Annotated in this window: 29 protein-coding genes; 11 read left to right on the forward strand and 18 right to left on the reverse strand. The window is 74.9% G+C overall.

Annotated elements, in window-relative coordinates; translation table 11 throughout:
- Nucleotides 1–7 precede the first annotated feature (7 nt).
- Nucleotides 8–958 carry a non-homologous end joining protein Ku gene (gene ku, locus K330_RS0105795; RefSeq protein ID WP_022920903.1) on the reverse strand — a complete coding sequence of 317 codons (951 nt, stop codon included), beginning with the start codon at nt 956–958 and terminating at the stop codon, nt 8–10.
- A gap of 17 nt (nt 959–975) precedes the next feature.
- On the opposite strand from ku, the gene ligD (K330_RS0105800) reads away from it, so the two are divergent.
- Complete coding sequence (gene ligD, locus K330_RS0105800; protein ID WP_022920904.1) at nt 976–1956, forward strand: non-homologous end-joining DNA ligase; 981 nt, start codon at nt 976–978, stop codon at nt 1954–1956.
- Nucleotides 1953–2801 (forward strand): non-homologous end-joining DNA ligase, encoded by an 849-nt coding sequence (gene ligD, locus K330_RS0105805; protein ID WP_022920905.1) that lies wholly within the window; start codon nt 1953–1955, stop codon nt 2799–2801. The genes ligD (K330_RS0105800) and ligD (K330_RS0105805) overlap by 4 nt, the downstream gene beginning before the upstream one ends.
- A 43-nt stretch (nt 2802–2844) precedes the next feature.
- Here the strand turns inward: ligD (K330_RS0105805) and K330_RS0105810 are convergent, their stop codons facing one another.
- From K330_RS0105810 to K330_RS0105845, 8 genes are all read right to left on the reverse strand, one after another.
- Nucleotides 2845–3825 (reverse strand): lysylphosphatidylglycerol synthase domain-containing protein, encoded by a 981-nt coding sequence (locus K330_RS0105810; protein WP_022920906.1) that lies wholly within the window; start codon nt 3823–3825, stop codon nt 2845–2847.
- Between the two features lie 153 nt (nt 3826–3978).
- Entirely contained in the window at nt 3979–4683 is a 705-nt protein-coding gene (locus K330_RS19410; RefSeq protein WP_040657786.1) for a sirohydrochlorin chelatase, read from the reverse strand.
- Nucleotides 4680–5597 carry a sulfite exporter TauE/SafE family protein gene (locus tag K330_RS19415; RefSeq protein ID WP_022920908.1) on the reverse strand — a complete coding sequence of 306 codons (918 nt, stop codon included), beginning with the start codon at nt 5595–5597 and terminating at the stop codon, nt 4680–4682. The genes K330_RS19410 and K330_RS19415 overlap by 4 nt, the downstream gene beginning before the upstream one ends.
- A complete protein-coding gene (gene cobA, locus K330_RS19420; protein WP_022920909.1) occupies nt 5594–6820 on the reverse strand; it encodes a uroporphyrinogen-III C-methyltransferase in 1227 nt (408 codons plus the stop codon). Before cobA ends, K330_RS19415 begins: the two co-directional genes overlap by 4 nt.
- A gap of 1 nt (nt 6821) precedes the next feature.
- On the reverse strand, nt 6822–8189 hold the full coding sequence (locus tag K330_RS0105830; RefSeq protein ID WP_022920910.1) for a sulfate adenylyltransferase subunit 1: 1368 nt from the start codon (nt 8187–8189) through the stop codon (nt 6822–6824).
- The gene (gene cysD, locus K330_RS0105835) at nt 8189–9100 is read right to left on the reverse strand and encodes a sulfate adenylyltransferase subunit CysD (protein WP_029202364.1); all 912 of its coding nucleotides are present in this window, start codon (nt 9098–9100) and stop codon (nt 8189–8191) included. Before cysD ends, K330_RS0105830 begins: the two co-directional genes overlap by 1 nt.
- Before the next feature lie 29 nt (nt 9101–9129).
- Complete coding sequence (locus K330_RS19425) at nt 9130–9906, reverse strand: phosphoadenylyl-sulfate reductase (RefSeq protein ID WP_022920912.1); 777 nt, start codon at nt 9904–9906, stop codon at nt 9130–9132.
- Entirely contained in the window at nt 9903–11612 is a 1710-nt protein-coding gene (locus K330_RS0105845; protein WP_022920913.1) for a nitrite/sulfite reductase, read from the reverse strand. Before K330_RS0105845 ends, K330_RS19425 begins: the two co-directional genes overlap by 4 nt.
- Before the next feature lie 334 nt (nt 11613–11946).
- On the opposite strand from K330_RS0105845, the gene K330_RS22490 reads away from it, so the two are divergent.
- From K330_RS22490 to K330_RS19435, 7 genes are read left to right on the forward strand one after another with little or no spacing between them, the layout of a single operon-like run.
- On the forward strand, nt 11947–13464 hold the full coding sequence (locus tag K330_RS22490) for a cell wall-binding repeat-containing protein (RefSeq protein WP_051145491.1): 1518 nt from the start codon (nt 11947–11949) through the stop codon (nt 13462–13464).
- Nucleotides 13465–13474: 10 nt separating this feature from the next.
- Complete coding sequence (locus K330_RS0105860; protein ID WP_022920916.1) at nt 13475–14155, forward strand: hypothetical protein; 681 nt, start codon at nt 13475–13477, stop codon at nt 14153–14155.
- Nucleotides 14152–14748 (forward strand): MauE/DoxX family redox-associated membrane protein, encoded by a 597-nt coding sequence (locus K330_RS0105865; RefSeq protein WP_022920917.1) that lies wholly within the window; start codon nt 14152–14154, stop codon nt 14746–14748. The genes K330_RS0105860 and K330_RS0105865 overlap by 4 nt, the downstream gene beginning before the upstream one ends.
- Complete coding sequence (locus K330_RS0105870; protein WP_022920918.1) at nt 14745–15314, forward strand: thioredoxin domain-containing protein; 570 nt, start codon at nt 14745–14747, stop codon at nt 15312–15314. The genes K330_RS0105865 and K330_RS0105870 overlap by 4 nt, the downstream gene beginning before the upstream one ends.
- Nucleotides 15311–15838, forward strand: a complete 528-nt coding sequence (locus K330_RS0105875; protein ID WP_022920919.1) for a hypothetical protein — start codon at nt 15311–15313, stop codon at nt 15836–15838. The genes K330_RS0105870 and K330_RS0105875 overlap by 4 nt, the downstream gene beginning before the upstream one ends.
- 5 nt (nt 15839–15843) lie before the next feature.
- Nucleotides 15844–16029 (forward strand): hypothetical protein, encoded by a 186-nt coding sequence (locus K330_RS0105880; protein WP_029202365.1) that lies wholly within the window; start codon nt 15844–15846, stop codon nt 16027–16029.
- Nucleotides 16030–16053: 24 nt separating this feature from the next.
- Nucleotides 16054–16611 carry a hypothetical protein gene (locus K330_RS19435; RefSeq protein WP_040657787.1) on the forward strand — a complete coding sequence of 186 codons (558 nt, stop codon included), beginning with the start codon at nt 16054–16056 and terminating at the stop codon, nt 16609–16611.
- Nucleotides 16612–16710: 99 nt separating this feature from the next.
- On the opposite strand, the gene K330_RS0105890 is transcribed toward K330_RS19435, so the two are convergent.
- The 5 genes from K330_RS0105890 to K330_RS19450 all read right to left on the reverse strand — a co-directional run bounded on the left by K330_RS0105890 (nt 16711) and on the right by K330_RS19450 (nt 21266).
- Complete coding sequence (locus tag K330_RS0105890; RefSeq protein ID WP_029202366.1) at nt 16711–17061, reverse strand: histone-like nucleoid-structuring protein Lsr2; 351 nt, start codon at nt 17059–17061, stop codon at nt 16711–16713.
- 161 nt (nt 17062–17222) lie between these two features.
- Entirely contained in the window at nt 17223–17489 is a 267-nt protein-coding gene (locus tag K330_RS19440) for a hypothetical protein (RefSeq protein ID WP_022920920.1), read from the reverse strand.
- Nucleotides 17486–19012 carry a lysine--tRNA ligase gene (gene lysS, locus K330_RS0105900; protein WP_022920921.1) on the reverse strand — a complete coding sequence of 509 codons (1527 nt, stop codon included), beginning with the start codon at nt 19010–19012 and terminating at the stop codon, nt 17486–17488. Before lysS ends, K330_RS19440 begins: the two co-directional genes overlap by 4 nt.
- 95 nt (nt 19013–19107) lie before the next feature.
- Nucleotides 19108–19656, reverse strand: a complete 549-nt coding sequence (locus tag K330_RS19445; RefSeq protein WP_022920922.1) for a methylated-DNA--[protein]-cysteine S-methyltransferase — start codon at nt 19654–19656, stop codon at nt 19108–19110.
- Nucleotides 19653–21266 (reverse strand): AlkA N-terminal domain-containing protein, encoded by a 1614-nt coding sequence (locus tag K330_RS19450; RefSeq protein WP_022920923.1) that lies wholly within the window; start codon nt 21264–21266, stop codon nt 19653–19655. The genes K330_RS19445 and K330_RS19450 overlap by 4 nt, the downstream gene beginning before the upstream one ends.
- A gap of 78 nt (nt 21267–21344) precedes the next feature.
- Here K330_RS19450 and K330_RS19455 point away from each other — a divergent pair, with 78 nt between their 5' ends.
- The gene (locus tag K330_RS19455; protein WP_022920924.1) at nt 21345–22361 is read left to right on the forward strand and encodes an SAM-dependent methyltransferase; all 1017 of its coding nucleotides are present in this window, start codon (nt 21345–21347) and stop codon (nt 22359–22361) included.
- A gap of 10 nt (nt 22362–22371) precedes the next feature.
- Nucleotides 22372–23544 (forward strand): NADH-quinone oxidoreductase subunit D, encoded by a 1173-nt coding sequence (locus tag K330_RS0105920; protein WP_022920925.1) that lies wholly within the window; start codon nt 22372–22374, stop codon nt 23542–23544.
- A gap of 132 nt (nt 23545–23676) precedes the next feature.
- Here the strand turns inward: K330_RS0105920 and K330_RS0105925 are convergent, their stop codons facing one another.
- From K330_RS0105925 to folP, 4 genes are read right to left on the reverse strand one after another with little or no spacing between them, the layout of a single operon-like run.
- Nucleotides 23677–24348 carry a class I SAM-dependent methyltransferase gene (locus K330_RS0105925; protein ID WP_022920926.1) on the reverse strand — a complete coding sequence of 224 codons (672 nt, stop codon included), beginning with the start codon at nt 24346–24348 and terminating at the stop codon, nt 23677–23679.
- A gap of 33 nt (nt 24349–24381) precedes the next feature.
- Nucleotides 24382–24891: a DUF3180 domain-containing protein gene (locus K330_RS19460; protein WP_022920927.1), complete on the reverse strand. Its 510-nt coding sequence runs from the start codon at nt 24889–24891 to the stop codon at nt 24382–24384.
- Nucleotides 24888–25790, reverse strand: coding sequence for a dihydroneopterin aldolase (gene folB / locus K330_RS0105935; RefSeq protein WP_022920928.1), 903 nt, complete (start codon nt 25788–25790; stop codon nt 24888–24890). The genes K330_RS19460 and folB overlap by 4 nt, the downstream gene beginning before the upstream one ends.
- On the reverse strand, nt 25787–26611 hold the full coding sequence (gene folP, locus K330_RS0105940) for a dihydropteroate synthase (protein ID WP_040657814.1): 825 nt from the start codon (nt 26609–26611) through the stop codon (nt 25787–25789). The genes folB and folP overlap by 4 nt, the downstream gene beginning before the upstream one ends.
- Nucleotides 26612–26630: the final 19 nt, after the last annotated feature.

Genomic DNA, 26630 nt, shown 5'->3' on the forward strand with positions numbered 1-26630 from the left:
GTCCCGTTCAGCCCGCCTTCTTGGCCGTGCTCTTGCGGGCCGTCGACTTCTTCGCGGCGGGCTTGGCGGTGGACTTCTTCGCCGCGGCCTTCGTGGCCGTCGACCCCTTCGAGCCCGAGCCCGTGGTCGAGCCGGCGGCCTTCTTGGCGTCGGCGTCGTCCGTCTTCTCGCCGCGCCCCTTCTTGGCGCGGTCGACCGAGCGCTGCAGCGCGGCCAGCAGGTCCACGACCTCTCCGGACTCGGCCTCCTCCTCCGACTCCGGCGCCTCGGTGACGTCGCCACCCTCGATCTTGCTCTGCACGAGCGCCTCCAACGCCTCCTTGAAGTCGTCGACGTGCCCCTCCGGCTCGAAGTCGCCGGCCATCGAGTCGACGAGCATCCGCGCCATGGCGACCTCGGCCTCCTTGGGCTCGCTGACCTGGTCGAGGTTGTCGAGACGGGCGGAGTCACGGACCTCGTCGGGCCACAGCAGGGTCTGCAGGACGATGACGTCGTCGACGACCCGCAGCACCGCCATGGTCATCCGCGTGCGCAGCGAGACGGTCACCACGGCGACCCGGTCGGACTCGCGCAGCGCCTCTCGCAGGAGGCCGTAGGCCTTGGCCCCCATGGCGTCGGGCTCGATGAAGTAGGGCTTGTCGAACAGGATCGGGTCGATCTGGTCGATCGGCACGAACCGCTCGACCTCGATCTCCTTGCTGGAGCGGTTGGGCAGGGCGGCGAGGTCCTCGTCGGTGAGGACGACGGTCCGCCCGTCCTCCGTCTCGTAGGCCTTGGCGATCTCCTTGTAGGGGACCTCCTCGCCGTCTGCCTGCGCGACCCGCTTGTAGCGGATCCGGCTGCCGTCGCTGGCGCGCACCTGGTGCAGGCTGATGTCGTGGTTCTCGGTCGCGGAGTAGAGCCGCACGGGGACGTTGACCAGCCCGAACGAGACCGCTCCCTTCCAGATCGCTCGCATTGGACAAGGATGGACCCATGCGCCCCATGCTCGCCACCCACGGTGACCCGCGGACCGGTCCGCCAGCGGGACCGGCCTGGGTGCACGAGGTCAAGTGGGACGGCATCCGGCTGCTCGCCGACGTCACCGGCGGGCGGCTGCGGCTGCTCACCCGCAGCGGCCGCGACATCGCGGTCGCCCTTCCCGAGCTGCGGGCCCTGGCCGACCTGTGCGACGACGTCCTGCTCGACGGCGAGGCGGTGACGATGATCGGCGGTCGTCCGTCGTTCAGCCACGTCGTCGACCGGGTCCACACGGCCTCCGCCGCCGCGGCCGGCCGGCTGGCCCGGACCCGCCCGGTGACCTACCTGGCCTTCGACCTGCTGCGGCTGGACGGGATGGACCTCACCGCCCTGCCGTGGTCGGCCCGCCGCGCCGCGCTGGAGGACCTGCTCGACGGCGTCCCCGGCGTGCAGGTGCCGCCCGTCTACGTCGACGGCCGCGAGCTGCTCGCGGCCACGGCCGACCAGGGCCTGGAGGGGGTGGTGAGCAAGCGGCGGGACGCGACCTACCAGCCGGGGGTCCGCAGCACCGACTGGCTGAAGTTCCCGCACCGCGACGTCCGCAGCGTCGTCGTCGGCGGTTGGCGCCCCCAGACCGGCACCGCGGCCCGGTTGGGTGCGGTGCACGTCGGCGTGCCGGTCGACGACGGCACGGGTGCGCCCGCGGTGGATCCGTGGGGCCGGTTGCTGCTGGACTACCGCGGCCGGGTGGGCAGCGGCCTCGCCGGGCGGGCCGGGTCGACGCTCCTCGCCCGCCTGGAGGAGGTGCCGCGCGCGGCATACCCCTTCACCGCCGACATCCCGCGCCCCGAGGCGGCCGGCTCGACCTGGCTGGAGCCGCAGGTCGTCATCGACGTGGCCGCGCTGGGCGTGACCGCCGACGGCCGCCTGAGACAGCCCTCGTTCCAGGGCGTGCGCCCCGACCTGACCCCCGAGGACCTCCTGGAGGAGCCGTGAGCAGCCAGTCCGTCAGCGTCGCCGGACGCACGCTGAGGGTGAGCAACCTGGACAAGGTGCTCTACCCCTCGACCGGCACCACCAAGGGCGAGGTGCTGACCTACTACGTCACCCACGCCGACCAGATCCTGCCCGAGCTCCAGGGGCGCCCGGTGACCCGGATCCGCTGGCCCGAGGGGGTGGCCCAGGACCACTTCTTCGAGAAGAACCTGCCGCCGGGGGCCCCCGACTGGTTGCCGCGGGTCACCGTTCCCACCCCCGGCTCGTCGCGCGGTCGCGACACCATGACCTTCCCCCTGGTCACCGACCTGGCCGGGCTCGTCTACCTGGTCAACCTCGGCAGCCTGGAGCTGCACGTGCCCCAGTGGCGGGTGGACGACGACGGCCGGCCCCAGCCGCCGGACCGCATGGTGGTCGACCTCGACCCCGGTCCGGGCGCGGGGCTGGCGGAGTGCGCGCGCGTCGCGCTGCTCGTGCGTGACCGCCTCGAGGGCGTGGGTCTCGCGGCGCACCCGGTCACCAGCGGCAGCAAGGGCATGCAGCTCTACGCCGACCTCGAGGGCACCCGGTCCTCCGACGAGGTCAGCGCCGTCGCCAAGGCCCTCGCCGAGCACCTGGAGGAGGAGCACCCCGGTCTCATCACCTCACGGATGACCAAGGCGTTGCGTCCCGGCAAGGTCTTCCTGGACTGGAGCCAGAACAACGGCGCCAAGACGACGATCTGCCCGTGGTCCCTGCGCGGGCGCGAGCGTCCTCAGGTCGCCCTGCCCCGCGCCTGGGACGAGGTCGAGTCGGCCGCGGCCGGCGACGAGCCGCTCACCCAGCGCACCCTCGACGAGGTATGAGGCCGGGCCGGCCCCGGAGCCGCCGGCCCGGACGGCGCGCCCCTCACAGCACCCCCGCCGAACGCAACCGGACCGCCGCGGCCAGGCCGACCGGGACGGGCAGCCAGAGGGAGAGCAGGCGGTAGAGCAGGACCGCCGGGAGGGCGGCCGCCAGGGGCGTGCCGACCGCGACCAGCCCAGCCGTCATGGCGGCCTCGACCCCGCCCGTCCCACCGGGGGTCGGGACCGCCGACCCCACCCCGGCACCGACCAGGACCACCACCAGCGCGTCGAGCGGGTGGACCGCGGTCCCCACGGCCATCGCGCTGGCCCACAGCGCCCCGGCCAGGGCGGTCGACAGCAGCACCGCCCCCCCGAGCGCCTGCAGCCACCGGCGCGGCGAGCGCAGGACGACGCGCAGGGCCGCACGGACGTGGGTCAGCTGCTCGACAACCTGCTGTCGTCGTGCCCGCACGGCCCAGGCCAGGCCGGCCGCCAGCGCTGCGGCGCCGACCGCGACGACCACCGTCGCGGTCGCCGTGGGCGCACCGAGCTCGGGCAACCTGCGGCCGGGGGCCAGCGCCGCGGCCACGAGCAGGACGACCGTCACCACCAGCTGGGCCGCCTGGGCGCCGGCGACCGCACCGACCGCGACCGGCGTGTCCTCGCCGCTGCGGCGCAGGAGCCGCAGGTTGACGGCGTGCGCGCCGAGCCCCGCCGGCGTGACGATCCGGGCCCCGGCGGCCACCACCTGGGCGGCGACCACGCGGCGCAGCAGGAGCCGGCCCGGCACGAACCCGGACAGGTTCCACCCGGCACCCAGGAAGGAGACGGCGGTCAGCAGCGCCGCGACGAGCACCCAGCCCCAGCCCCGTCCCGAGACCGTGACCTGGTCGAGTGGCACGCCCTGCCGCAGCAGCACGGCGACGGCCACCGCGACGGCGACCACCGCCACGACCGCCCGCACCCAGGAGCGCCCGCCGGCGGGATCGTCGTGGGCCGCCGTCACGGTCCTCGGGTTCTGCGGACAGGTCACGGCGGACATGGATGCTCCTGCTGCTGGGGTCGTCGCCCCCGGGCTCCGGGGGTCCTGCATCCAGGACACCGCGGGCGCGGCCGCAGATGAAGGGTGCTGCCCCTCCGGGTGGCGGGTGGGGCTCCCCCGGGCCGCCGGGGGTTGTCCCCCCGGCAGCCGGGGTCAGGCTCCCGTGCCCGCCTCGCCGTAGCGGCGCACGACGAGCGCCGTCAGCGCCGGGTGACCCAGCAACGGGCCGGAGGCCACCGTCCCGAGCTCGCCGGCGGCGAGGCGGGCCCGCTCGACGAAGTGCCCGGGAGCGAGCAGGTGGGTCGCCACCACCACCCGCCGGTGCCCTGCCGCCCGCAGCCGGCGCACCTCCTCCTGGGGCCGGGGACCGGGACCGCTGAGGTATGCCGTGCCGGCCGCCGTGCCCAGGCGGCGCGCGAGCAGCCCCGACACCTGCACCACCTCGGCCCGGGCGCTGTCGACGCTGGAGCCGGCCGCGGTGAGCACCACCGCGTCGGGCGGCGCCCCGGGGTCGCCGCAGGCCTCGAGCACCCGGTCCGCCAGAGCGGTCACCACCTCGGCCGCGTCCCCGAGCGCCGGAGTCACGGTCGCGTCGGGCGCCACCGCCACCGCGCCGGGCACGTCGTGCCGCACGTGGTAGCCGGAGGCCAGGAAGAGCGGCACGACGACCGGCGCGGTGCTGCGGGCCAGCACCTCCTCCAGCGTCGGACCGCAGACGTCGACGTAGCCGACCGCGTGCTCGGTGCGCAGGTCGGCGGCCGCCGCGGCGGCGCACTCCTCGACGGCGCGGCGTCCCTCGGCGCTGGCGGTCCCGTGGGCCGCGACGACAAGGGCACGGGTGCGCGCGGGACGGCTCACCGCAGGACCGTGTCCGCCGGCTCGGGAGCCGCCGAGGGGGCCGCCCGCCGCGCCCGCAGCAGCCGGCGCGAGACCACGCCTGCGACGAGCAGGAGCGAGACCGCCAGCACCGCGAGGCGCAGGGCGACGCCGGCCAGCTCCCCCGCGCCCGCGACCGCCAGCACGGGGCCCAGGTTGAGGTTGACGATCATCACCCCGACGGCCACGCCGAGCACCTCCGGGGGCATCCGGCCGGCCAGCAGCGCGGCGGCCGGGGCCGCCAGCACGCCCCCGGCCATGAGCGCCAGGATGGTCCCCGCGTGCAGACCGGACAGTCCCAGACCGACGAGGAACCCGACGCTGGCGCACACCGTCACCACGAGCTCGGAGGCGGACACCGAGCCGATGACCCGGCGCGGGCTGGCCGGACCGGTGGTCAGCAGCGTGGACGTGACCACCGGCCCCCATCCCCCGCCCCCGGTGGCGTTGACGATGCCGCCGACCAGTCCCAGGGGTCCGAGGAACCGCCGCCGCCGGGCCCAGGCCGTGGCGCCCGCCACCGCCGCCGGGGGCCGGGTGAGGAAGCGCACGACGACCGCGACCCCGAGCAGCAGCAGCAGGACCGCCATGACCGGGCGGGCGACGGTCGCGGGCAGGGAGGTGAGCAGGGTCGCCCCGAGCAGACCACCGAGGCCGCCCGGCAGCGCCAGGCGCCGCACGATCGTCCAGTCGACGTTGCCGGCCCGCCAGTGGCTGGCGCCCGAGGCCAGCGTGGTGCCCAGCTGCGCCAGGTTGACCGAGGCGCTCACCAGAGCCGGAGTGAGCCCCGTGGCCAGCAGCAGGGAGGCGGAGGTGACGCCGTACCCCATCCCGAGGGACCCGTCGACGAGCTGCGCGCCGAAGCCGGCGAGGGCGATGAGGAGCAGAGTGGTCACGCGACCGCCTCGGCACGGACGGCCGCGGGCCAGGCGTGCGCCAGGCGCACGACGTCCCCGACGACGACCACGGCGGGGGACGCCACGCCCACCCGCTCGGCCAGGTCGGCGATGTCGGCGAGGGTCCCGAGCGTCACGCGCTGCTCCGGGGTCCAGCCGCGCTCGACGATCCCCACCGGGCACCCGGCCGGCCGGCCGCGGGCCACCAGGCGGGCGGCGGTCTCGCGCAGGGTGGCGACGCCCATCAGCAGCACGAGCGTGTGGTCCGCACCTGGCGGCACCGCCGCGATCTGCTCGTGACCGGTCACCACCGTGAAGCCGCGGGCGACGCCCCGGTGCGTGACGGGGATCCCTGCGGCGGCCGGCACCGACACCGCGCTGGTCACCCCGGGGACGACCTCGACGGGCACGCCTGCCCGCTCGCAGGCCAGCCGCTCCTCCCCGCCGCGGCCCAGCACATAGGGGTCTCCGCCCTTGAGCCGCACGACCCCGCGCCCGGCCGAGCCGTGCTCGACCAGGATCCGGTTGATCTCGTCCTGGGGGACCAGATGGTGTCCCGGCGTCTTGCCCACGTCCACGACGGTCACGGTCCCGGGCAGCGCCTCCAGGACCCCTTGAGGGACCAGCCGGTCGGTCACGACGACGTCGGCCGAGGCCAGCAGCTGGGCGGCGCGCCGGGTCAGCAGGCCGTCGTCACCCGGGCCGGCGCCGACGAGCGCGACCCACCCCCGCCGCGGACGACGTGCCCGCAGGTCCACGGCACCGGAGCGGAGGTGGTCGGTGACCGCGTCCCGGACCGCCACGGCCCGGCGGGGGTCGCCGCCGGCGTGCACCGCGACCCGCACCGTGCCGTCGGGCAGGGCCACCTCGCCCCGGGCCGGGACCTGCGCCGTCCCCAGGGAAGCCTCGCCCGCCGTCACGCAGAAGACGCGCCGTTCCTCGGCGTCGGTCGCGACACGGGCGTCCACGGCCGGGTCGCCGGTGGCGGTGTGCACCAGCCAGGCCCCCCGGAGGTCGGCCGGGCCCGCATAGCGGCGGGGGACCCACAGCAGGGCGCCACGGCCGGCCAGGTCGGCGAGCAGGCTGCACAGCGAGGGCGAGACCACGGTCACCTCCGCGCCGTCGGCAAGCAGGTCCTGCACCCGGCGCGCCGACACCGGCCCTCCGCCGACGGCCACGACCCGGCGGCCCTCGAGCGAGAGCCCGAGCAGGGTGGTGGCCACGTCAGGTCCTCAGCCCGGCGCCGACGAGGCCGGCAGCCAGCGTGGTGCCGTCGTGCGGGTCGACGACCAGCAGGCTGCCCAGCTCGCGCGACACGGCGTAGTCCTCCAGCGGCAACGGCTCGGCGAGCGCCAGGCCGACGCGCACGAGGTCGTTGAGCCCGGCGCCCTCGCCCCCGACGTCCTCCACGTGCATGGCCGCGACGTCGAGCCGCTCGTGCAGGGTCGTCACCCGCGCGCGCACCGTGCGCGTGCCGTGCTTGACCAGCACGCGGGCACCGGGGAACAGGGGCTGCTCGGTGAGCCAGCACAGCACCGCGTCGGCCTGCCGCACGGGCACCGGCACCGCCTCCGCACCGACGACCAGGTCGCCGCGCGAGATGTCCAGCTGGTCGGCCAGCCGGAGGGTCACCGACAGCGGGGCCACGGCCCGCTCGACGCTGACACCGCCGCGGTCGATGCCCACCACGGTCGTGCGCCGGCCCGAGGGCGACACCACGACGTCGTCGCCGACGCGGACCACCCCCGACGCGACGTGCCCGGCATACCCGCGGTAGTCCACGAACGCCGGGTCGACCGCGCCGTGCTGGGGGCGCAGCACCAGCTGGACCGGCATCCGGAACGGCTGGCCCGTCTCCTCCCCCGTGGGCAGGGCCTCGAGGAGCTGCAGCAGCGTGGGCCCGGGATACCACGGCGTCCGGGTGGAGGGTTCCACGACGTTGTCGCCGTGCAGCGCCGAGACCGGCACCACCGAGACGTCCACCAGGCCGAGGGCCTCGGCCAGGGAGGCCACGTCGGCGGAGACGGCGGCGTGGACGGCCTGCGCGTCGGGCACGAGGTCGATCTTGTTGAGCGCGACGACGACGTGCGGGGCGCGGAGCAGCCCGACGACGGCCAGGTGCCGGCGGGTCTGCTCGACGACACCGTGCCGGGCGTCGACGAGGACGACGACGACGTCGGCGGTGCTGGCGCCGGTGACGGTGTTGCGCGTGTACTGCACGTGGCCGGGGCAGTCGGCGAGGATGAACGAGCGGGTCGCGGTGGCGAAGTAGCGGTAGGCCACGTCGATCGTGATGCCCTGCTCGCGCTCGGCGCGCAGGCCGTCGGTGAGCAGGGCCAGGTCGGCGAGCTCACCCACCCAGCCGCGCCGCCGCGACGCCTGCTCGACGGCCGCCATCTGGTCGGCGAGCACCGACCTGGTGTCGTGCAGGAGACGGCCGACGAGCGTGGACTTGCCGTCGTCCACCGACCCGGCGGTCGCCAGCCGCAGCAGGGTGGGCGCCGTGGTGGGCACGGTGTCGGTGTCGTTGTCGTTGTCGGTGTCGTTGTCGTTGTCGGTGTCGTTGTCGTTGTCGTTGACCAGGGTGCTCATCAGAAGTACCCCTCCTTCTTGCGGTCCTCCATGGCGGCCTCGGAGAGGCGGTCGTCGGCGCGGGTGGCGCCGCGCTCGGTGACGGTCGTCGTGGCGACCTCGGTGATCACGGCCTGCACGTCGCGGGCCTGCGAGGGGACGGCCCCCGTGCACGACATGTCGCCGACCGTGCGGTAGCGCACGGTGCGGGTGCCGACGGGCTCGCCCGCCCGCGGAGCCGTCCACGGCGACGGGGTGAGCAGCATGCCGTCACGCTCGAAGACCTCGCGCTCGTGGGCGTAGTAGAGCGGCGGCAGCTCGATGCCCTCCCGGGCGACGTAGCGCCACACGTCCAGCTCGGTCCAGTTGGACAGCGGGAAGACGCGCACGTGCTCGCCGGGTCGGTGGCGGGTGTTGTAGAGGCGCCACAGCTCGGGCCGCTGGTTCTTGGGGTCCCACTGCCCGAAGGAGTCGCGCAGGCTCACCACCCGTTCCTTGGCCCGGGCCTTGTCCTCGTCGCGGCGGCCGCCGCCGAAGACCCCGTCGAAGCGGCGCTCCTCGATGGCGTCGAGCAGGGGCAGCGTCTGCAGCGGGTTGCGGGTGCCGTCGGCGCGCTCGCGCAGCCGCCCGTCGTCGAGGTAGTCCTGGACGCGGGCGACCACGAGGTCGACGCCGAACCGCTCGACGGTGGCGTCGCGGAAGGCCAGCACCTCGGGGAAGTTGTGCCCGGTGTCGACGTGCACGACGGGGAAGGGCAGCCGGGTCGGCCACAGCGCCTTGGCGGCGAGGTGCAGCATCACCACGGAGTCCTTGCCGCCGGAGAACAGCAGCGCGGGCCGCTCCAGCTCGGCGACCACCTCACGGATGATGTGGATCGCCTCGCTCTCGAGGGCGTCGAGCAGGTCCGGCGCGGAGCCGGCGTGCGGGTCCAGCTCGCGCGCGAGCTCGACGCGGTATGTCGTCACGAGGTCTCCTCGGTCGTGGTGGCAGCGGCCGTGCCCGGGTGCAGTCCGCACTCGGTCTTGGCGAACCCGGCCCAGCGGCCCGCCCGCGGGTCATCGCCGTCCACCACCGGGCGGGTGCAGGGGGCGCAGCCGATGGAGGGGTAGCCCTGTGCCAGGAGCGGGTTCGCCGGGAGCAGGTGGCGCTCGGCGTGGGCCCGCACCTGCTCGGAGGTCCACGCCGCCAGCGGGTTGACCTTCACCAGGCCGAAGGCCTCGTCCCACGTCACCAGCGGGGTGTCGGCCCGCGTCGGGCCCTCCTCGCGGCGGACGCCGGTGACCCAGGCGTCGTAGCCGGCGAGGGCACGTCGCAGCGGCTCCACCTTGCGCAGGCGGCAGCAGGCGCCGGGGTCGCGGGCGAAGAGGTCCTTGCCCAGCCTGGCGTCCTGCGCGGCCACCGTCAGCTCCGGCCGCACGTCGACGACCGTGACGTCGAGCAGGTCGGCGACCCGGTCTCGTGTGGCCACCGTCTCCGGGAAGTGGTAGCCGGTGTCGAGGAAGAGGACGTCCACCCCGGGCAGGTGCTCGGCCACGACGTGCGGCAGGACCGTGTCCTGCATGCTGCACGCCACGGCGACCCGGCCGCGGAAGTGCGCGGCGGCCCAGGCGAGGACGCCGTCCGTGTCCTCGGCACCTCCGTCGGCGAACCGCTCCTGCGCCTCCTGGGCGAGGGCGCGCAGCCGCTCCGTCCGCGCGTCGACCCGTCGCGGCTGTGCCGGGTGGGTGGTGGCGGTCATGTCAGGTCCTCCTCCTCGGCACGGTGCGCCCAGGACGCGAACGCCTCCCCCGGCCGGCGGGTGGCGGCGTAGCGGCGGACCACGCGCTCGACATACCCCGGCAGGTCCTGGGCCGGGACCTTCAGGCCGCGCACGGTCCGGCCCAGGCCGGGCTCGCCGTCCCGGTCGACCGAGGCCAGGCCGCCCCCCAGGTGCACCTGGAAGCCCGGGACCTGCTGCCCGTCGACGGTGACGATCTGGCCCTTGAGCCCGATGTCGGCGGTCTGGATGCGGGCGCAGGAGTTGGGGCAGCCGTTGACGTTGAGGGTGATCGGGTGCTCGAGCAGCGGCTCGACGTCCGCGAGGCGCCGTTCGAGCTCGGAGACCGCGTGGGCGGCGGTGTCCTTGGTGTCGACGATCGCCAGCTTGCAGAACTCGATGCCGGTGCAGGCCATGGTGCTGCGGCGGAACAGGCTCGGGCGGGCGGTGAGGCCGAGCGGCTCGAGCGCCTCGACCAGCTCCTCGACCCGCTCGGCGGGCACGCCGAGGACGACCAGCTTCTGGAAGGCGGTGAGCCGCACGGACCGGGCACCGACCCGCTCGACCAGGTCAGCCAGCCCGCGCAGCGTGCTCCCGCCCACGCGGCCGACCGTCGGTGCGGCGCCGACGTAGAAGCGCCCGTCCTTCTGGCGGTGCACCCCGACGTGGTCACCCGGCGCCGTCGGCGCCGCGGGCGCGGGGCCGTCCGGGAGCCGGTAGCCGAGGTACTCGGTCTCCAGGACCTCGCGGAAGCGCTCGGTGCCCCACTCGGCCAGCAGGAACTTCAGGCGTGCCTTCGTGCGCAGCCGCCGGTAGCCGTAGTCGCGGAAGATGCGGATGACGCCGTGCCACACCTCCGCCGCCCGCTCCTCGGACACGAAGACCCCCAGCCGCTCGGCCAGCCTCGGCGCGGTGGACAGCGCGCCGCCCACCCACAGGTCGTAGCCAGGCCCCAGCTCGGGATGGACCACCCCCACCAGCGACACGTCGTTGATCTCGTGGACGACGTCCAGGCTGGGGTGCCCGGTGATCGCGGACTTGAACTTGCGCGGCAGGTTGGCCAGATCGGGGTCACCGACGAAGCGCCGCTTGATCTCGGCGATGACGGGCGTGGGGTCGATGATCTCGTCGGCCGCGACGCCGGCGACCGGGCTGCCGAGGAACCCGCGGGGGGTGTCGCCGCAGGCGGTGGTCGTCTCCAGCCCGACCGCCTCCAGCCGGCGCCAGATCTCCGGGACGTCCTCGATCCGTACCCAGTGGTACTGGATGTTCTGCCGGTCGCTGATGTCGGCCGTCCCCCGGGCGAGGTCGGTGGAGATGTCGCCGAGCACGCGCAGCATCGTCGGAGTCAGCTCGGCCCCGTCCGAGCGCACGCGCAGCATGAAGTAGCGGTCCTCGAGCTCGTGCGGCTCGAGCTGGGCGGTGCGGCCGCCGTCGATGCCGGGCCGGCGCTGGGTGTAGAGGCCCCACCAGCGGAAGCGTCCGTGCAGGTCCTCCGTCGGGATCGAGTCGAAGCCCTCGAGGGCGTAGACCTTCTCGATCCGCTCGCGCACGTTCAGGCCGTTGTCCTCGGCCTTGACGCGCTCGTTGTCGTTCAGGGGGGTGGTGCCGTCGACCGCCCACTGGCCCTGCGGGCCGGTGGATCGGGACGGGCGGACGCGCGAGCGCGCCGGGGCATGGGTGGTCATGGGTCTCTCCGGTCGGGTGGGGGCGGGGGCGCCGCTGCCGGACGGGTGCCGGCGCCGGGGCGCGGGACGGGGCGGAGGTCAGCGACACGGGCGCATCAGCATGCTGCTGACGCGCTGGAGGTCGAGCTCGTGACACCTCGTCAGGAGGAGCCCATCCGGAAAAGCCATGCGGGCATCATGCACGCTTATCCGTTCGATAACAAGTCGAGTCAGGTCGTGCTGGAGCGGCGGAGGCGCGCGACGCCCGCGCGACGGAGCCAGCGCGAGCAGGCCGGGTTCCGGTAGCGTCTGCGCCAGTGCGGTGCAGGGCCGCACTGGTCGATGGGGATCGATGATGGGCAGGATCGGACGTACCGCACGGCCGGGGGCCGCAGCTCTCGCCGCGGTCGCTGCTGCCGCGGCATGGGGCGCGGGACCGGCGAGCACCTCCACGCCCGCGACCGGGCTGGCCCCGCAGGCGACCGCCCAGGCCGTCCGGTGGACCGAGGCCCTGGCCGGGCCGGCCCCGTGCCCCGAGGGAAGCACCCGCAGCGCGACCCTGCTCGAGGAGGACTTCACCGCAGCCATCCCGCAGGCGAGCTTCAACGACGGCTGGGGCGTGGTGACCGGCGCCGTCGACGGGCGCGCCGCCCGGTCGACGGTGGGGTCCACCGACGCCGAGGACTGGTTCTTCACCTCCTGGGCCTCGGCCCCCGTGGGAGCCCGCACCATGCTGGGCTTCGCCACCCGCGGCTCGGTGCCCGACCCGGCGTGGTCCCGGGCCGACGTCAACTCCGTCTCGGCGACGGTCACCACCGGCGCGACCTGGCAGGGCCGGGTCTACGACGTCACGGCCGCGACCGACGACGAGCAGGGCCGCCTCGGACCGTGGTTCCAGCACCGGTCGGCCGCGGGGGCGAGCCAGTGGTGGGAGGTCGACAACGTCCAGATCTACACCTGCCGCCCGGCGCCCGTCAGCCGGCTGCGCGGCACCGACCGCTACGACACCTCCGCGGCCGTGGCCTCCCAGTACCCCGCCGGCCAGGACGTCGTCTACCTCGCCCAGGGCCTGGACTTCGCCGACGCCCTCGCCGGGGCCGCCCTCGCCGGCAGGGACGGAGCACCGGTGCTGCTCGTCCGCAAGGACACGATCCCCAGCCGGGTGGCCGCCCAGCTCGACCGGCTCGACCCCTCACGTGTCGTGGTCCTCGGCGGGCCCGAGGTGGTCAGCGACGCGGTCGTCGCCGCCGCTGCCGCCCGGACGACCACCGGGGAGGTGACCCGGCTCGCCGGGACGAGCCGGTGGGGGACGGCCGCGGCGATCGCGTCCACCTATCCCTCCGGGGTCGGCACGGTCTATGTCGCCAGTGGCCTGGACTACCCGGACGGGCTCTCCGGAGGGGCGGCCGCCGGCCGCCTCGGCAGCCCGCTCCTGCTCACCCGCCCGGACGTGCTGCCGCTGGAGACGCAGGCGGCGCTGGACCGGCTGGCGCCCGGCGCTGTCGTCATCGTCGGTGGCCCCGGGGCGGTGTCCTCGGCGGTGATGACCCAGCTGCGCGACCACACCTCCGGCACGGTGAGCCGCATCGCCGGCGTCGACCGCTACGAGACCGCCGCCCGGGTCGCGGCGACCTTCCCGGCGGGCCCGCGGCGCACCTTCGTCGCGACGGGCACCGCCTTCCCCGACGCCCTGTCCGCCTCGGCCCTGGCCGGGGCGGAGGCGACCCCGGTGCTGCTGACCAAGCCGCAGGCCCTGCCGGCCACCGCCCGGACCGCCCTCGACCGCCTCGGCGCCGGGGCCGGCGTGGTGCTGGGCGGCTACAACGCGGTCCAGTCCACCGTCCTCGACCAGCTCGGCCAGCGGGTCGGCTGACAGGAGCGCCATGCGGACCACCCGGAACCTGCTCAACGGCGAGACGCTGGTCCTCGACGTGCCGGACGCCGACGCACTGCCGGAGGCCGCCGCGGTGAGCGTGCTCGCCGTCGACGGCACCGAGATCGAGGTGACCAGCGGCGGGTCGGCCTACCTGGAGCACTACCTGTCCGCCAGCGGGAGCAGGCTCACCGGCGAGGTCCGGCTGCGCACGGGCCGCACGCTGCGTCACGGGCGCTACGGCGACGACCCGGCGCGCGGACTCGCCTTCGCCGTCCGGGCCGGGGAGCACGAGATCTACGGCTTCACCCTGCCCACCCTGGACCTGGAGGGGCTCAGCAGCCTGCTGTCCCACGTCGAGGTCGAGGCCGGCACCCTGGGGCCGGTGCTTCGGCCGGGCGGCCCCGTGGGCTGGTCGGACCACCGCACCCACGACGTCGCCCAGGTGGCGCACCTCGGGGACACCCGGCTGCTGCTGGACGTCCGCCGCACGCGCAACGGCGTCACCCGCCCCTCGGGTCCGGGGCTGGACGTGCGTGGCGGGCGGCTCAGCCGGTCCGCCGAGGACGAACGCGTCCACTACGCCGTGCTGGAGACGACCGCGTTCGTCGTCTACGGCATACCCGGCGTCGAGGCGGACGTGGACGCCGTGGCCACCACGCTCAGCGGCGTCACCGCGGAGCTGGGATGAGCGTCCTGTCCCCCGCCCTGCTCGCCGCCGTCGGACTGGTGCTGGCGGTAGCCGGGGTGGGCCACGTGCGGGCGCCGGCGGAGCTGCGCTCGGGCCTGCACGCCCACGGGGTGCTGCCCGGGGCGACCCACCGCGCGGTCGCGCTGCTCCTGGGCCCGGCCGAGCTGGCTCTGGGCCTCGCCGTCCTGGTCGTGGCGGCCGCCGGACCCGTCCCGGGCACGGCGCTCGCGACGGGCGGGGCGGCCGCGGCCCTGCTCCTGGCGCTGACCGCCTACCTGCGGCGTGTGCTGGCGGTGTCGCGGTCAGCCGGGCGACCCGTGCCCTGCGCGTGCGGACTGGGCGAGGCGCCGGTGGGCCCGTCCACGGTGGCTCGTGCCGCGATCCTCACGCTGATGGCGACCGTCGGGGGCCTCACCGCGAACGGGTGGTCGGCCCCCGCCGCCCCGCTGCCGGAGGTCCTCGTCGTCCTGGCCGCGGCGCTCGTCCTCGCCGTCGGGACCTCGCTGCTGCCCGCCGCCCGAGCCGTGCCCGAGCCGGCCGTCCGTACCCGTCCCCCGGCCCCGACGCCCGTCTCGACGAGGAGAACCTCATGAGCTTCATCGAGTCCGCCGTCCTGCTCGCCTGGGTGGCCCTGGTGCTCCTGGCCCTCGGGCTGGCCGGGCTGCTCCGGCAGGTGACCCTGCTCACCCGGGGTCAGACGGGCCCGCGCGGGTCCGGCGCGACGCCCGGTGACGCCCCCCGCAGCCCCCGCGACCTGGTCGGCTTCCGACTGCCGCTCACGGGTGACCTCGCCGACCTGGTCGAGCCGGGCGCCCACCGGACGGTCGTCGCCTTCATCTCGCCGGGCTGCCCGTCGTGCGCCCTGACCCTGCGTGGGCTGGCCGGGGTCCCTGACGTCGACGCCGGCTCGGTCGCCCTGGTGGCCGTCTCCTCCGGCTCCTGCGACCCGGCCCTGGAGGAGCTGGGCGGCACGGGCCGCTGCGTGGGCCAGGGACGCGACCTCCTGGACCGGCTGCAGGTGCCCGCCACCCCCTACCTGATGGCGGTGGACGGCGCCGGGACCATCGTCGCGGCCACGCTCCCCGACCCGGACACCGACCTGACCGGCTGGGTCCGCCGGGCCCGTGGCCCCGTCCCGCTGGCCGAGGAGCAGGCATGAACGGTCCGGCCGCCACGCCCGTCCGCTTCGCCGACCTGCCGGTGGCCGACGCCGGTCACCTGCGCCGTCGGCTGCGGCCCCGGCCGACCCGGCGCACCTTCCTCGGCTCGGTGCTGGGGGCGGGCACGGCCGTGGGCCTGGGTTCCCTCTTCCTCCTCAACCGGGCGGCCGAGACCGCCCGGGCCGCGTACTGGCTGGACTGGACCAGCACGACGACCGGGCCGTGCGCGTCCTACGCGCGGGACCACACAGAGAACGGCATCCAGTGCGGGGTCTCCCAGATGTGCCTGACCCTCTCGTGCTGCTGGAAGTACCGCAACGGGGCCGGCAACGTCGTGGGGTGGCACAAGAACGCCCCCGGCTCGGCCGGCTACTACGTCCACCGGCCCGACGAGTGCTGGAACGGCACCTACGACTCCTGGCACTGGCGCTTCAGCGACGGCCGCACCTACCGCTGCTCCGACGGCTGGACCTGCAGCCCCTCGGGGTCGTGCTTCAAGTCGATCTGCCCGTGGGTGGTGTGAGGTCCGTGACCGCCGCGGTCCCTGCCACCCGCCGATGGACCGCCGACCCTCTGCTCCTGCTCGCGCTGCTGGCGGCGACCGCGGTCACGCTCACACTGGTGCCGCGCTCCGGTGCGGCCGCCGCGACCTGGCAGGTGCCCGCCCTGCTGGGCGTCGTGGCGTCCGGGCTGGCGCTGTCGGGATCCACCTGAGGCCTGAACAGCGCCTGGGCGCTGGTGGCCTCGGTCCGGGGCCGGTCGACGCAGCTGGGCCTGTGGTCCGCCTTCCTGGCGGGCTGCACGGTGGGTGGTGCCGCCACGGGAGCCGTCCTCGGGGTGCTCTCCGGGCTGCTGTCCCCCGTGCCCGACCTGTGGCGGGCCGGGCTGCTGTGCGTGCTCGTGCCGGGGCTCGTGCTGCTCGACCTGGCCCAACCGGTGCTGCGCCTGCCGCAGCGCACCGAGCTCATCCCCCGCTCGGTCTTCGCCCGGGGCCTGGCGCGCGGCGGGTTCCGCTTCGGCGTCGAGTACGGCTGCGGCGTGCGGACCCTGGTGCCCTCCGCCGCCTCCTACGTCTCCGCGCTCTTCGTCCTGGTGGCCGTCGTCCCCCTCGGGTGGGCGGTCCTCCTCGGGGCGGTGTTCGGGGCCGCCCGCACGCTGGCGGTGCTGCAGTACATCCTTCTCGGCCGGCCCGGCTGGCAGCACTTCCTCTCCGGCCACACGCGGGCGCTCGAACGCAGCGGCACCGTGGTCACCGCCGCGCTCGTCACCTGGGCGACGGTCCTGCTCGTCTCCTGAGCGGTCGGGCGCGGCAGCGGCCGGCAGGGCCGTCCGGGGACGCAGACGGGCCGGCCTCCCCCGCGGGGAGACCGGCCCGTGAGACTGTGACGTCGACCGTCAGTGGGCCGCGGCGTAGGCGTCCTGCAGCTCCTGCGACACCCGGCCGCGCGAGCTGACCTTGAAGCCGTTGGCCCGGCCCCACTCACGCATCTTCGCCAGCTCGTCGGACTTGGCCGGGCCGTTGCCCGAGGCACCGGCTCCCGCGGCACCACGCCGGCGGGTCTGGCGACGGCCGCCGGAGCGCCGGGCCTCGGCGATCCACGGCGCGAACGCCTCGCGCAGCTGCGCGGCGTTCTCGTCGTTGAGGTCGATCTCGTAGCTCACGCCGTCGAGGGCGAACTCGACGGTCTCGCTGGCCTCACCACCGGTCATGTCATCCTCGAGGATCACCTGTACACGCTGAACCATGTTGCCTCCACATTCTTATGTCCCGTACACGACCACACACGAAATGGTCGTGCTGCGGAACAGCAAACCACAGGAATGGGTCGAACGCATAGATGGCTGTGGACAACAATGGTCGTGGATGAAGAATCAACTGGCTGCGGACCGGTGTTTTCAGGCTTTCCTCAGGAAGATCCGGAAGGGTCGGTGCGCCCGGAACTGTCCTTCCTCTGCATCTCGGACATTTCTGCGGCATTACCAGGGCCGTCCGCCGCGGAGGCCGCCTCGGCCCGCGCGGCGTCCTGCTCCTCCTCCCACCGACGGATAGCCGCACGCTCGCGGCGGTCTCCTTCGAGAAGGTGCTTGAGGATCACCCAGAAGAGGAACAGCAGCCCGATCGAGGGAATCAGTGCGGCCAGGATCAACCAGCCCTCGCGCAGGAGGTCCATCATGCCTCCGGCTTCAGGAACGGAAAGAGGATGGTCTCGCGGATCCCGGTGCCCGTCAGCAGCATCAGCAGACGGTCCAGGCCCAGCCCGAGCCCACCCATCGGCGGGGCCGCGTACTCCAGCGCCCGGAGGAAGTCCTCGTCCAGGACCATCGCCTCCGGGTCACCCCCCGCGGCGAGCAGGGACTGCTCGACGAGGCGCGCGCGCTGGATCTCGGGGTCGATGAGCTCGCTGAAGGCCGTGCCCCGCTCGACCCCGGCGATGATGAGGTCCCACGCCTCGACCAGGCCTTCGTGCGTGCGGTGCGTCCGGGCCAGCGGCTGGGCGATCTCGGGGTAGTCGCACACGAAGGTGGGCTGCAGCAGCGTCGGCTCGACCACGTCGCCGAAGATCTCCATCGCGATCTTCCCGGCATTCCATTCCGCCCTGACGGGCACGTCGTGGGCAGCGGCCAGCTCGACCAGCACCTGGCGGTCGGTGGTCACGTCAATCTTCTGCCCGACACCACGCGAAAGGCCCTCGTAGAAAGGAAGCCACGTCCATTCACCGTCGAGGTCCACCACGCCCATCGGCGTCTGGACCTGCCGGTTTCCGACCGCGTCCGCGGCCGCCAGGATCATCCGTCGGATCAGCTCGGCCATGGTGTGCTGGTCGCCATAGGCCTGATAGCACTCGAGCATGGTGAATTCTGGGCTGTGCGAGGAGTCGATACCCTCGTTGCGGAAGATCCGACCGATCTCGTAGACCCGCTCGATACCGCCCACGACCGCGCGCTTGAGATGCAGCTCGAGCGCGATCCGCAGCGTCATCGGCAGGTCGAAGGCATTGAGGTGGGTGATGAAGGGGCGGGCGGCCGCGCCACCGTGGACCGCCTGCAGCACCGGGGTCTCGATCTCGACGTAACCGTCGTCCTCGAGCACCCTCCGGACCGCCCTGGTCACCTCCGCCCGGTCGACGACCATGCGCCGGGCGTCCTCGCGCACGATGAGGTCGACGTAGCGCTGGCGGACCCGCTGCTCCTCCGACATCTCCTTGTGCAGCACGGGCAGCGGCCGCAGCGCCTTGGAGGCCATCTGCCAGGAGTCGGCCATGACGGACAGCTCACCCCGGCGGGAGGAGATGACCCGGCCACGCACGAAGACGTGGTCGCCGAGGTCCACCCAGGCCTTCCACCGTGCCAGCGCCTCCTCACCGACCTCGGCCAGCGACAGCATCGCCTGCAGCCGGCTGCCGTCGCCGCCCTGGAGGGTCGCGAAGCACAGCTTGCCGGTGTTGCGGACGAAGACCACCCGGCCGGCCACCCCGACGACGTCCTGGGTCTCCTCCCCGGTGGCCAGGGACCCCCAGCCCTCGCGCACCTCGCCCAACGTGTGCGTGACGGGCACGGTGACCGGGTAGGGGTCGACCCCGGCGGCAAGCATCGCCTCGCGCTTGCCCTGCCGCACGCGGACCTGCTCGGGCAGGTCGGCCTCGTGGATGTCGGGCTCCGCGGGGTCGGGAACGGCGTTCTGGGGGGTCTGGCTCACCCCGACAGGGTATCCGTCACCCCGCGGGGCGCCCGCATCGGCGGTGCGGGACGACGGCCTCCCTGGAGCACCCCTGCCCTCGTCCGGTGCGCCGGTCAGAACAGCGCGTCGGAGGTCGCCCGCCGCTCCAGGTCGAGCAGCAGCTGCTTGCGCTCCACCCCGCCGCCGTACCCGGTGATCGCCCCCGTGGAGCCCACGACCCGGTGGCAGGGCACCACGATCGACACGGGGTTGCGCCCGTTAGCCAGCCCGACCGCCCGGGAGGCCCCGGGCTGGCCGAGCCGCGCGGCCAGCTGACCGTAGGACCAGGTCTGACCGTAGGGGATCTGGCGCAGCAGCGCCCACACCCGTCGTTGGAAGTCGGTGCCGGCGGGGGCGACGGGAAGGTCGAACTCGGTGCGGGTGCCCGCGAAGTACTCGCCCAGCTGCTCCGCGGCCGCACGCAGGACGGCAGGGGCCTCCTCGACCGCCACCTCCGTCCCCAGGTCGGCGGGCGCGTGCCGGTGCCCGGTGAAGTAGACACCCGCCAGGTGCGTGCCGTCGCTGACGAGGGTCAGGGGCCCGGCAGGTGAGTCGACAACGACGTGCGTCCGCTGATCGGTGGGCGCGGCGCCGTGGGTGGTGGTCGGGATGTCGTCGGTCATGAGGCCTCCTGGGGCCAGGCCGGTCCGGCCCGGTCGTGGTCGGTGTGCGGGCGTGTCCCACGCCCGGGGGTGTCTGGGTCGGGCAGCCGGGCTGCCGCGTGGTCGCTCGAGGCCCAGAGCAGCTGGACGGCGTAGGAGCGCCACGGCCGCCAGGCGTCGGCCCGCTGCTGCAGGGCGCGCGTGCTGTCGTCGAGGCCGGCCGCGCGGGCGGCCGTCCGCAGTCCGAGGTCCGTGGACGGGAACGCGTCCGGGTCGCCGAGACCGCGCAGGGCGATGATCTCCGTGGTCCACGGGCCGATGCCGGGAAGGGCCAGCAGGGCCAGACGGGCCATCTTCCACGAGGCCCCGGGCGAGAGGTCCAGGTCCCCCGTCGCGAGGGCGGTCGCCAGCCCGCGCAGCGCACCACGCCGCGCCCCGGGCATCCCCGGGTAGGCGTCGTCCGGGGCGTCGGCCAGGGCGGAGGGGCTGGGGAAGAGATGCGTCGGGCCACCCTGGTCCGTCAGCGCCGTGGGCAGGGGACGGCCGAGGACCTCGACCAGCCGCGCCGCCAACCCTGCGGCCCGGGTGGTCGAGATCTGCTGACCGAGCACCGCCCGCAGCGCGAGCTCTGCCGCGTCGACGCTGCCCGGCAGCCTGACCCCGGGCGTGCGGGCGGCCAGCGGCGCGAGGGCGCGGTCGCCGGCGAGGTGGTCGTCGACGGCGTGCGGGTCCGCGTCGAGGTCGAGCAGCCGTCGGCACCGGTCGATGGCAGCCGCGAGGTCACGGACGTCGAGCAGCCGCAGGACCACGTGGACATGGCGGTCGCTGGGCCCGGGCGGCCGGACCGTGACGACGGCAGCTCCGTGCGGCAGGGCGAGGGCGCGCTCGAGCGCACCGTCGCGCCACACCTCCACCCCGGGCGCCAGCGTGGCGGCGAGGTGGCCGAACAGGCTGGGTGTGTGCAGCGGCGTCCGGAACGGCAGGCGCAGGTGGAGACGTGCCGCCCGGGTCGCGCCACCGTCTCCGCCGGCGCGCGGGCTGTCCTGCCCCACGGCTGCACCGCTGCGGCTGCGGGCGACGGACCGCAGCTCGCGGGGCGCCGTGGCGTAGACGGCCCGCACGGTGTCGTTGAACGAGCGGATGCTGGAGAAGCCCGCCGCGAACGCGACCTCCGCCATCGACAGGTCGGTCCCCTCGATGAGCAGCCTGGCCGTCTGCGCGCGCTGCGCCCGCGCCAGGGCCAGGGGGCCGGCCCCGAGCTCGGAGGTGACCAGCCGCTCGACCTGACGCACGGAGTAGCCGAGCCGGGACGCCAGCCCCGAGACGCCCTCGCGGTCGACGACGCCGTCGGCGACCAGCCGCACCGCCCGGGCCGCCACGTCGCTGCGCGTGCGCCATTCCGGCGACCCCGGTGTCGCGTCCGGGCGGCAGCGTTTGCACGCGCGGAACCCGGCGCCCTGCGCCGCCGCGGCGGAGGGGAAGAAGCGCATGTTGACGACCCGGGGGGTGATGGCCGGGCAGCTGGGCCGGCAGTAGATGCCGGTGCTGAGCACACCGGTGACGAACCACCCGTCGAAGCGGGGGTCCTTGCTGCGGACCGCGGTGGCGCAGCGGTCGTGGTCGAGGTGCACACCACCATGCTGGGTCATCGACCGACGGCCGTCTAGCAGGAATCCGACATCTCGGTGCCATGCAGCAGAATCGGCACCGTGGAACCACCGCCGAGCACCGTCGCGCCTCGCCCGAGGACCTGGGAACGCGCGTGGCAGGAGGCGCTCTACGGGCCGGCCGGCTTCTACCGGTCCTCCTCCCCCGGCGGCCACTTCGCCACGTCGGCCCAGGGCATCCCGGGGGGCGGGGAGCTCCTGGCGAGGGCCCTGGTGGCCCTGGCGGGGCGGCACGGCTGCACGCAGGTCGTGGATGTCGGCGCCGGGGGCGGCGAGCTGCTGGCCGCGGTCGCCGCGCTCGCCCCCGACCTCACGCTGACCGGGGTGGACGTCGTCGACCGACGAGGCGCCCGCTCCGTCGACTGCTGGCTCCTCGCCCCCGGGGGTGCGGTGCTGCCGCAGGGGCTCGTCGGCCTGGAGGACGCCCTGGTGGTGGGTCATGAGTGGCTCGACGTGGTGCCGTGCCCGGTCGTGGCGCGGGGCCGCGACCGGGTCTGGCGGGAGGTCGCGGTCCTCCCGGACGGCACGGAGACCGAGGGGCCACCGGTCGGGGGCGAGCACCTGGCCTGGCTGGAGCGCTGGGTCGGCCAGGACGTCGAGCGCGCCGAGGTCGGCCTGCCGCGCGACCGCGCCGCCGCCGACCTGCTCGGCCGGATCAGCAGCGGGGTCCTGCTCCTCGTCGACTACGGCCACGTCCGCGGCGACCGCCCCCGGCACGGCACCCTGACCGGCTTCCGGAGCGGGCGGGAGGTCGCCCCCGTGCCTGACGGCACCTGCGACCTCACCGCCCACGTGGCGGTGGACAGCCTCACCGACCACCTCGCACTCACCCGCCCCCGGGCGCGGCCCCGGGTCCTCACCCAGCGGGCCGCCCTGGCCGACCTGCTGCCCGGCGCCGACGCGCCGGTGCCCCACGGGCTCGCCCGGTCCGCGCCCACGGCATACCTGCGCGCACTGGCGAGCCGGGCCGCGCTGCAGACGCTCACCGCACCCGGTGGGCTCGGCGACTTCGCGTGGGTCACCGTCCAGGTGCCCCGCGAGCCCGGAGGCCGTCAGTAGGGTAGGCCGGGTGAGCACCCGCGACCTCGACGTCTCCCTCGGCGCCGGCACCGGCGTGAGCGGCCTGAGCACGACCGAGATGGTGCTCAACATCGGCCCGCAGCACCCCGCGACCCACGGCGTGCTGCGCCTGCGCATCACCGTCGACGGAGAACGGATCGTGGCCGCCGAACCGGTCATCGGCTACATGCACCGGGGGGCGGAGAAGCTGTTCGAGGTGCGCGACTACCGACAGATCCTCGTGCTGGCCAACCGGCACGACTGGCTGTCGGCCTTCAACAACGAGGTCGGGGTCGCGCTGACGGTCGAGCACCTGCTGGGCATGGAGGTGCCCGAGCGGGCGACGTGGACCAGGACGCTGCTCTCCGAGCTGGGCCGGGCCCTCAACCACCTGATGTTCCTCGGCTCCTACCCGCTGGAGCTGGGGGCGATCACCCCGATGTTCTACTCCTTCCGCGAGCGCGAGGAGCTGCAGGCGGTGATGGAGGAGTTCTCCGGCGGGCGGATGCACTACATGTGCACACGGGTGGGCGGGCTCCTGCACGACCTGCCCGAGGGATGGCTCGACCGCGTCGACGCGGCGGTCGAGAAGGTCCGTGGCCGGATGCCGGAGCTGGAGTCGCTGCTCCTGGGCAACGAGATCGTCGACGCCCGCACGAGGGGGATCGGGGTGCTCGACCTCGACCGGGTCATCGCCTACGGCGTCAGCGGTCCCATCGCGCGCGCCTCCGGGCTCGACCTGGACCTGCGCCGGGACGACCCCTACCTCGCCTACGGCGAGCTGTTCGCCGAGGGTGGCCCCGGCCGGGTCGTCACCCGGGACGCGGGCGACTGCCACGCCCGGCTGGAGGTGCTGGCGGAGCAGGTCCACGTCTCGCTCGACCTCGCCCGCGCCTGCACCGCGCGCCTGCGCGAGCTGGGCGCGGGGCCCTACGACACCAAGCTGCCCAAGGTGCTCAAGGTGCCCGAGGGCGCGCACTACCTGCAGACCGAGAACCCCCTGGGGCACAACGGCTACTACCTCGTCAGCCGCGGCGACAAGGCGCCCCACCGGCTCAAGCTGCGCTCGGCGTCGTTCAACAACGTCCAGGTGCTGCGCGAGATGCTGCCGGGCACGGTGGTCGCGGACATGGTCGCGATCCTGGGCTCGATGTTCTTCGTGGTCGGTGACGTCGACAAGTAGACCCACGGGGGCTTCGCCTTCGCACGGGGGCTCCGCCCCCGTGAGCCCCCCCCGGACGGCGGCGAGCTCGCTGCGCTCGCGCCTCCTCTTGTTCCGCCGAAGCAGGCTCCTCCGTCGCGCTTCGGCGGGCTCCTACGTCGCGCTTCGGCGGCGCAGGACGCTGACGCAGAAGTCTGAGTCCGCCGTCCAGGGCCGCAGGTCCCAGGTCGCGAACCGCTGCTCCAGGCGCAGCCCCGCCGCGGGGCTCGCCTCGTCCAGGTCCCGGGGCGTGAACCCCCGGCCCACGCGGCAGCCGATGACCACGAAGCCGTCGGGCACCAGGTGGGCGGCCACCCGGCGGACGGCCTCGGCCTGGTGCTCGGCGGGGATGAAGTCCATCACGTTGCCGGCGAGCAGGGCGCCGTCGAAGGGCTCCGGCTCACCCTGCGCAGGCAGGTCGAGGCTGACGAGGTCGCCGACCAGCCAGGTCGCCCCGGGGTGGTCCTCGGCAGCGGCGGCGACCAGCTCGGGGTCGATGTCGACACCGACCACCGTGTGGCCCAGGCGGGACAGGTGCCCGCCGTGCCGGCCGGGGCCGCACCCGGCGTCCAGCAGGCGCGCCCCGCGCGGTGCCAGCGCGTCGACGAGCCGGGACTCACCCAGCAGGTCGCGACCGGTGCGGGCCATCGCCCGGAAGCGCTCGGCATACCAGCGCGAGTGCTCCGGGTCGTCCAGGCCGGGCCACAGGCTCGTCGGCACCGAGGAGGGGGCGGGCTCGACCGGCGCCCGCCGCGAGCCCCCGCGGTCGTGGTCGTGGTGGGTCATCCCGCCACGATAGGCCAGCGCGGCGCGGCCGCCTCAGCCGTAGGCGAGGTCCCCGTCGGCCACCGTGCCGTCGTCGTCATCGTCGTGCTCGGTCGGGGGGATCCGGCACCACGCCTGACCGACGTAGCCGCTCACCGACAGGGCCAGCGCGGTGGCCGCGTGCACCAGCCCCCACACGAGCTGCACGCGCTCGCTGGCCACGTCGGCGTTGGGCAGGTGCGTCAGGGCGTTGGCGGCGTACCACCCCAGCAGCGCCGCACCTCCGAGCGCCGCGGCCTGCGCACCCACCAGGGTCCCCCGGGCGCGCTGCGGCGTCGGCCGCACGGTGCCCCGACCTCGCGTGTACCGGCGGATCTGCCAGCCCATCACCAGCACGAGCAGCGTCACCGCCACCAGCGGCACGAGGCCGATCCAGGAGATGACCGGGTAGGTGCCGCCCCACGAGCGGACGAGCTCCAGCAGCAGCCAGCTCGCCATACCCGTCAGCAGGGCCGTGATGACGCCGGCGGAGATCCTGATGCCCTGGGCCGGAGGCGGCGTCATGCGAGCCCCTCCAGCGGGTGCACGTCCTGGTCGGCGACCCGCGGTATGAGGTCGCGCACCGCCCGGACCTCCTCGCCGATGCGCAGGACGGCGTCGGGGTCGACGTCCAGCCAGGGCACCAGGACGAACGCCCGCTCGTGGGCGCGCGGGTGCGGCAGCAGGAGCGACTCGTCGTCGTTGACGACGTCGGTGCCCGCGGACGGGTCGCCGTACTGGACGAGGTCGAGGTCGAGGGTGCGCGCCCCCCACCGCACCTCCCGCGTGCGGCCGAAGTCCTCCTCGACGCGGTGCAGGGCCGCGAGCAGCCGGCCGGGGGCCAGGCGGGTGCGCGCCACGGCGACCGCGTTGACGTAGTCCGGTTGGGCCGGCCCGCCGACCGGGGCCGTGGCGTAGAGCCCCGAGAGGCGCACGCGGCCCAGCCCGCGCACCCGGTGCAGCCGTCGGGCCGCGGCGGCGACCGTCCCCGCCGGGCCGGAGCCCTCGGCCCCCTCGAGGTTGGCACCCAGGGCGATGACGACGGGGACGTCGCGCTCCCGGCGGACGACCACCTCCACGTCGTCGAAGGGCACCCCGACCGGCGCGGAGGGCTTGTGCACGGTGACCTCGACCGCCTCGACGAGCGGCCGGGCGAGGGCGCGGGCGGCGATCTCCTCGGCCACCGTCTCGATCAGGTCGCGCGGGGGCCCGGTCACGACCGCCACGACGTCGGTCGCCACCTCGGCGTAGTTGACCGTCCGCCGCAGGTCGTCGCTCGCACCGGCGGCAGCCAGGTCGACGGCCAGGGTCACGTCGACGACGAAGTCCTGACCGTCGCGTCTCTCGTGCTCGAGCACGCCGTGGTGGCCGAAGGCGCGCACCCCGCTCAGCCGGATGAGGTCCCCCCGCAGCGGTCCGGTCACGGCGCCTCTCCTGCCTGTCGGGTCAGCTGCCACACCCCGAGCGCGTCGCGGGTCGGCGCGACCTCGTGGACGCGCACCGCGAAGGCGCCGGCCTGGGCCGCGAGCAGGCAGGTCGCGGCCGTGGCGGCGTCGCGCAGGGTGGGGCCGGTGGGCTCGGTGCCAGGCTCGACCGCCGCCCCCGGGCGCTGCGGCAGCCGCCCCAGGAACCGCTTGCGCGAGGTGCCGACCAGCACCGGCAGCCCCAGCGCCATCACCTGCGGCAGGCCGGCGAGCAGCTGCCAGTTGTGCTGAGCGTCCTTGGAGAAGCCGAAGCCGGGGTCGAGCACGAGCTGCCCCGGGTCGACACCGGCGTCGACGAGCGCGTCCACCCGACCGGTGAGCTCACGGCATACCTCGGCCGTGACGTCCTCGTAGCGCGGGCGCGCGGCGGGGTCGGTGAGCAGGCCGCGCCAGTGCATGACGACGAAGGGGACGCCGGAGGCGGCCACGAAGGACGGCATGTGGGGGTCGGCGAGCCCGCCGGAGACGTCGTTGACCAGGGCTGCGCCGGCGTCCACGGCGGCCTCCGCGACACCGGCCCGCATGGTGTCGACGGACACCAGGTGACCCTCCGCGGCGAGGGCGCGCACGACCGGCAGCACGCGCGCCAGCTCCTCCTCCTCGGAGGGGCGGGCGCTGCCCGGACGGGTCGACTCGCCGCCGACGTCGAGCAGGTCGGCCCCCTCGGCGGCCATCGACAGCCCGTGCCGCACGGCAGCGTGCGGGTCGAGCCACCGTCCGCCGTCGCTGAAGGAGTCCGGCGTCACGTTGACGATGCCCATGACCCGGGTCACGCCCGGG

Source organism: Ornithinimicrobium pekingense DSM 21552, assembly GCF_000421185.1.
Classification (GTDB): domain Bacteria; phylum Actinomycetota; class Actinomycetes; order Actinomycetales; family Dermatophilaceae; genus Ornithinicoccus; species Ornithinicoccus pekingensis.

What these genes read in the sequence shown, in the direction of transcription:
- ku (WP_022920903.1), bottom strand. Translation starts at nt 958, where the DNA reads ATGCGAGCGATCTGGAAGGGAGCGGTCTCGTTCGGGCTGGTCAACGTC.
- ligD (WP_022920904.1), top strand. Translation starts at nt 976, where the DNA reads ATGCGCCCCATGCTCGCCACCCACGGTGACCCGCGGACCGGTCCGCCA.
- K330_RS0105810 (WP_022920906.1), bottom strand. Translation starts at nt 3,825, where the DNA reads ATGTCCGCCGTGACCTGTCCGCAGAACCCGAGGACCGTGACGGCGGCC.
- K330_RS0105830 (WP_022920910.1), bottom strand. Translation starts at nt 8,189, where the DNA reads ATGAGCACCCTGGTCAACGACAACGACAACGACACCGACAACGACAAC.
- K330_RS19425 (WP_022920912.1), bottom strand. Translation starts at nt 9,906, where the DNA reads ATGACCGCCACCACCCACCCGGCACAGCCGCGACGGGTCGACGCGCGG.
- K330_RS0105845 (WP_022920913.1), bottom strand. Translation starts at nt 11,612, where the DNA reads ATGACCACCCATGCCCCGGCGCGCTCGCGCGTCCGCCCGTCCCGATCC.
- K330_RS22490 (WP_051145491.1), top strand. Translation starts at nt 11,947, where the DNA reads ATGGGCAGGATCGGACGTACCGCACGGCCGGGGGCCGCAGCTCTCGCC.
- K330_RS0105860 (WP_022920916.1), top strand. Translation starts at nt 13,475, where the DNA reads ATGCGGACCACCCGGAACCTGCTCAACGGCGAGACGCTGGTCCTCGAC.
- K330_RS0105865 (WP_022920917.1), top strand. Translation starts at nt 14,152, where the DNA reads ATGAGCGTCCTGTCCCCCGCCCTGCTCGCCGCCGTCGGACTGGTGCTG.
- K330_RS0105870 (WP_022920918.1), top strand. Translation starts at nt 14,745, where the DNA reads ATGAGCTTCATCGAGTCCGCCGTCCTGCTCGCCTGGGTGGCCCTGGTG.
- K330_RS0105875 (WP_022920919.1), top strand. Translation starts at nt 15,311, where the DNA reads ATGAACGGTCCGGCCGCCACGCCCGTCCGCTTCGCCGACCTGCCGGTG.
- K330_RS0105890 (WP_029202366.1), bottom strand. Translation starts at nt 17,061, where the DNA reads ATGGTTCAGCGTGTACAGGTGATCCTCGAGGATGACATGACCGGTGGT.
- K330_RS19440 (WP_022920920.1), bottom strand. Translation starts at nt 17,489, where the DNA reads ATGATGGACCTCCTGCGCGAGGGCTGGTTGATCCTGGCCGCACTGATT.
- K330_RS19445 (WP_022920922.1), bottom strand. Translation starts at nt 19,656, where the DNA reads ATGACCGACGACATCCCGACCACCACCCACGGCGCCGCGCCCACCGAT.
- K330_RS0105925 (WP_022920926.1), bottom strand. Translation starts at nt 24,348, where the DNA reads ATGACCCACCACGACCACGACCGCGGGGGCTCGCGGCGGGCGCCGGTC.
- K330_RS19460 (WP_022920927.1), bottom strand. Translation starts at nt 24,891, where the DNA reads ATGACGCCGCCTCCGGCCCAGGGCATCAGGATCTCCGCCGGCGTCATC.
- folP (WP_040657814.1), bottom strand. Translation starts at nt 26,611, where the DNA reads ATGGGCATCGTCAACGTGACGCCGGACTCCTTCAGCGACGGCGGACGG.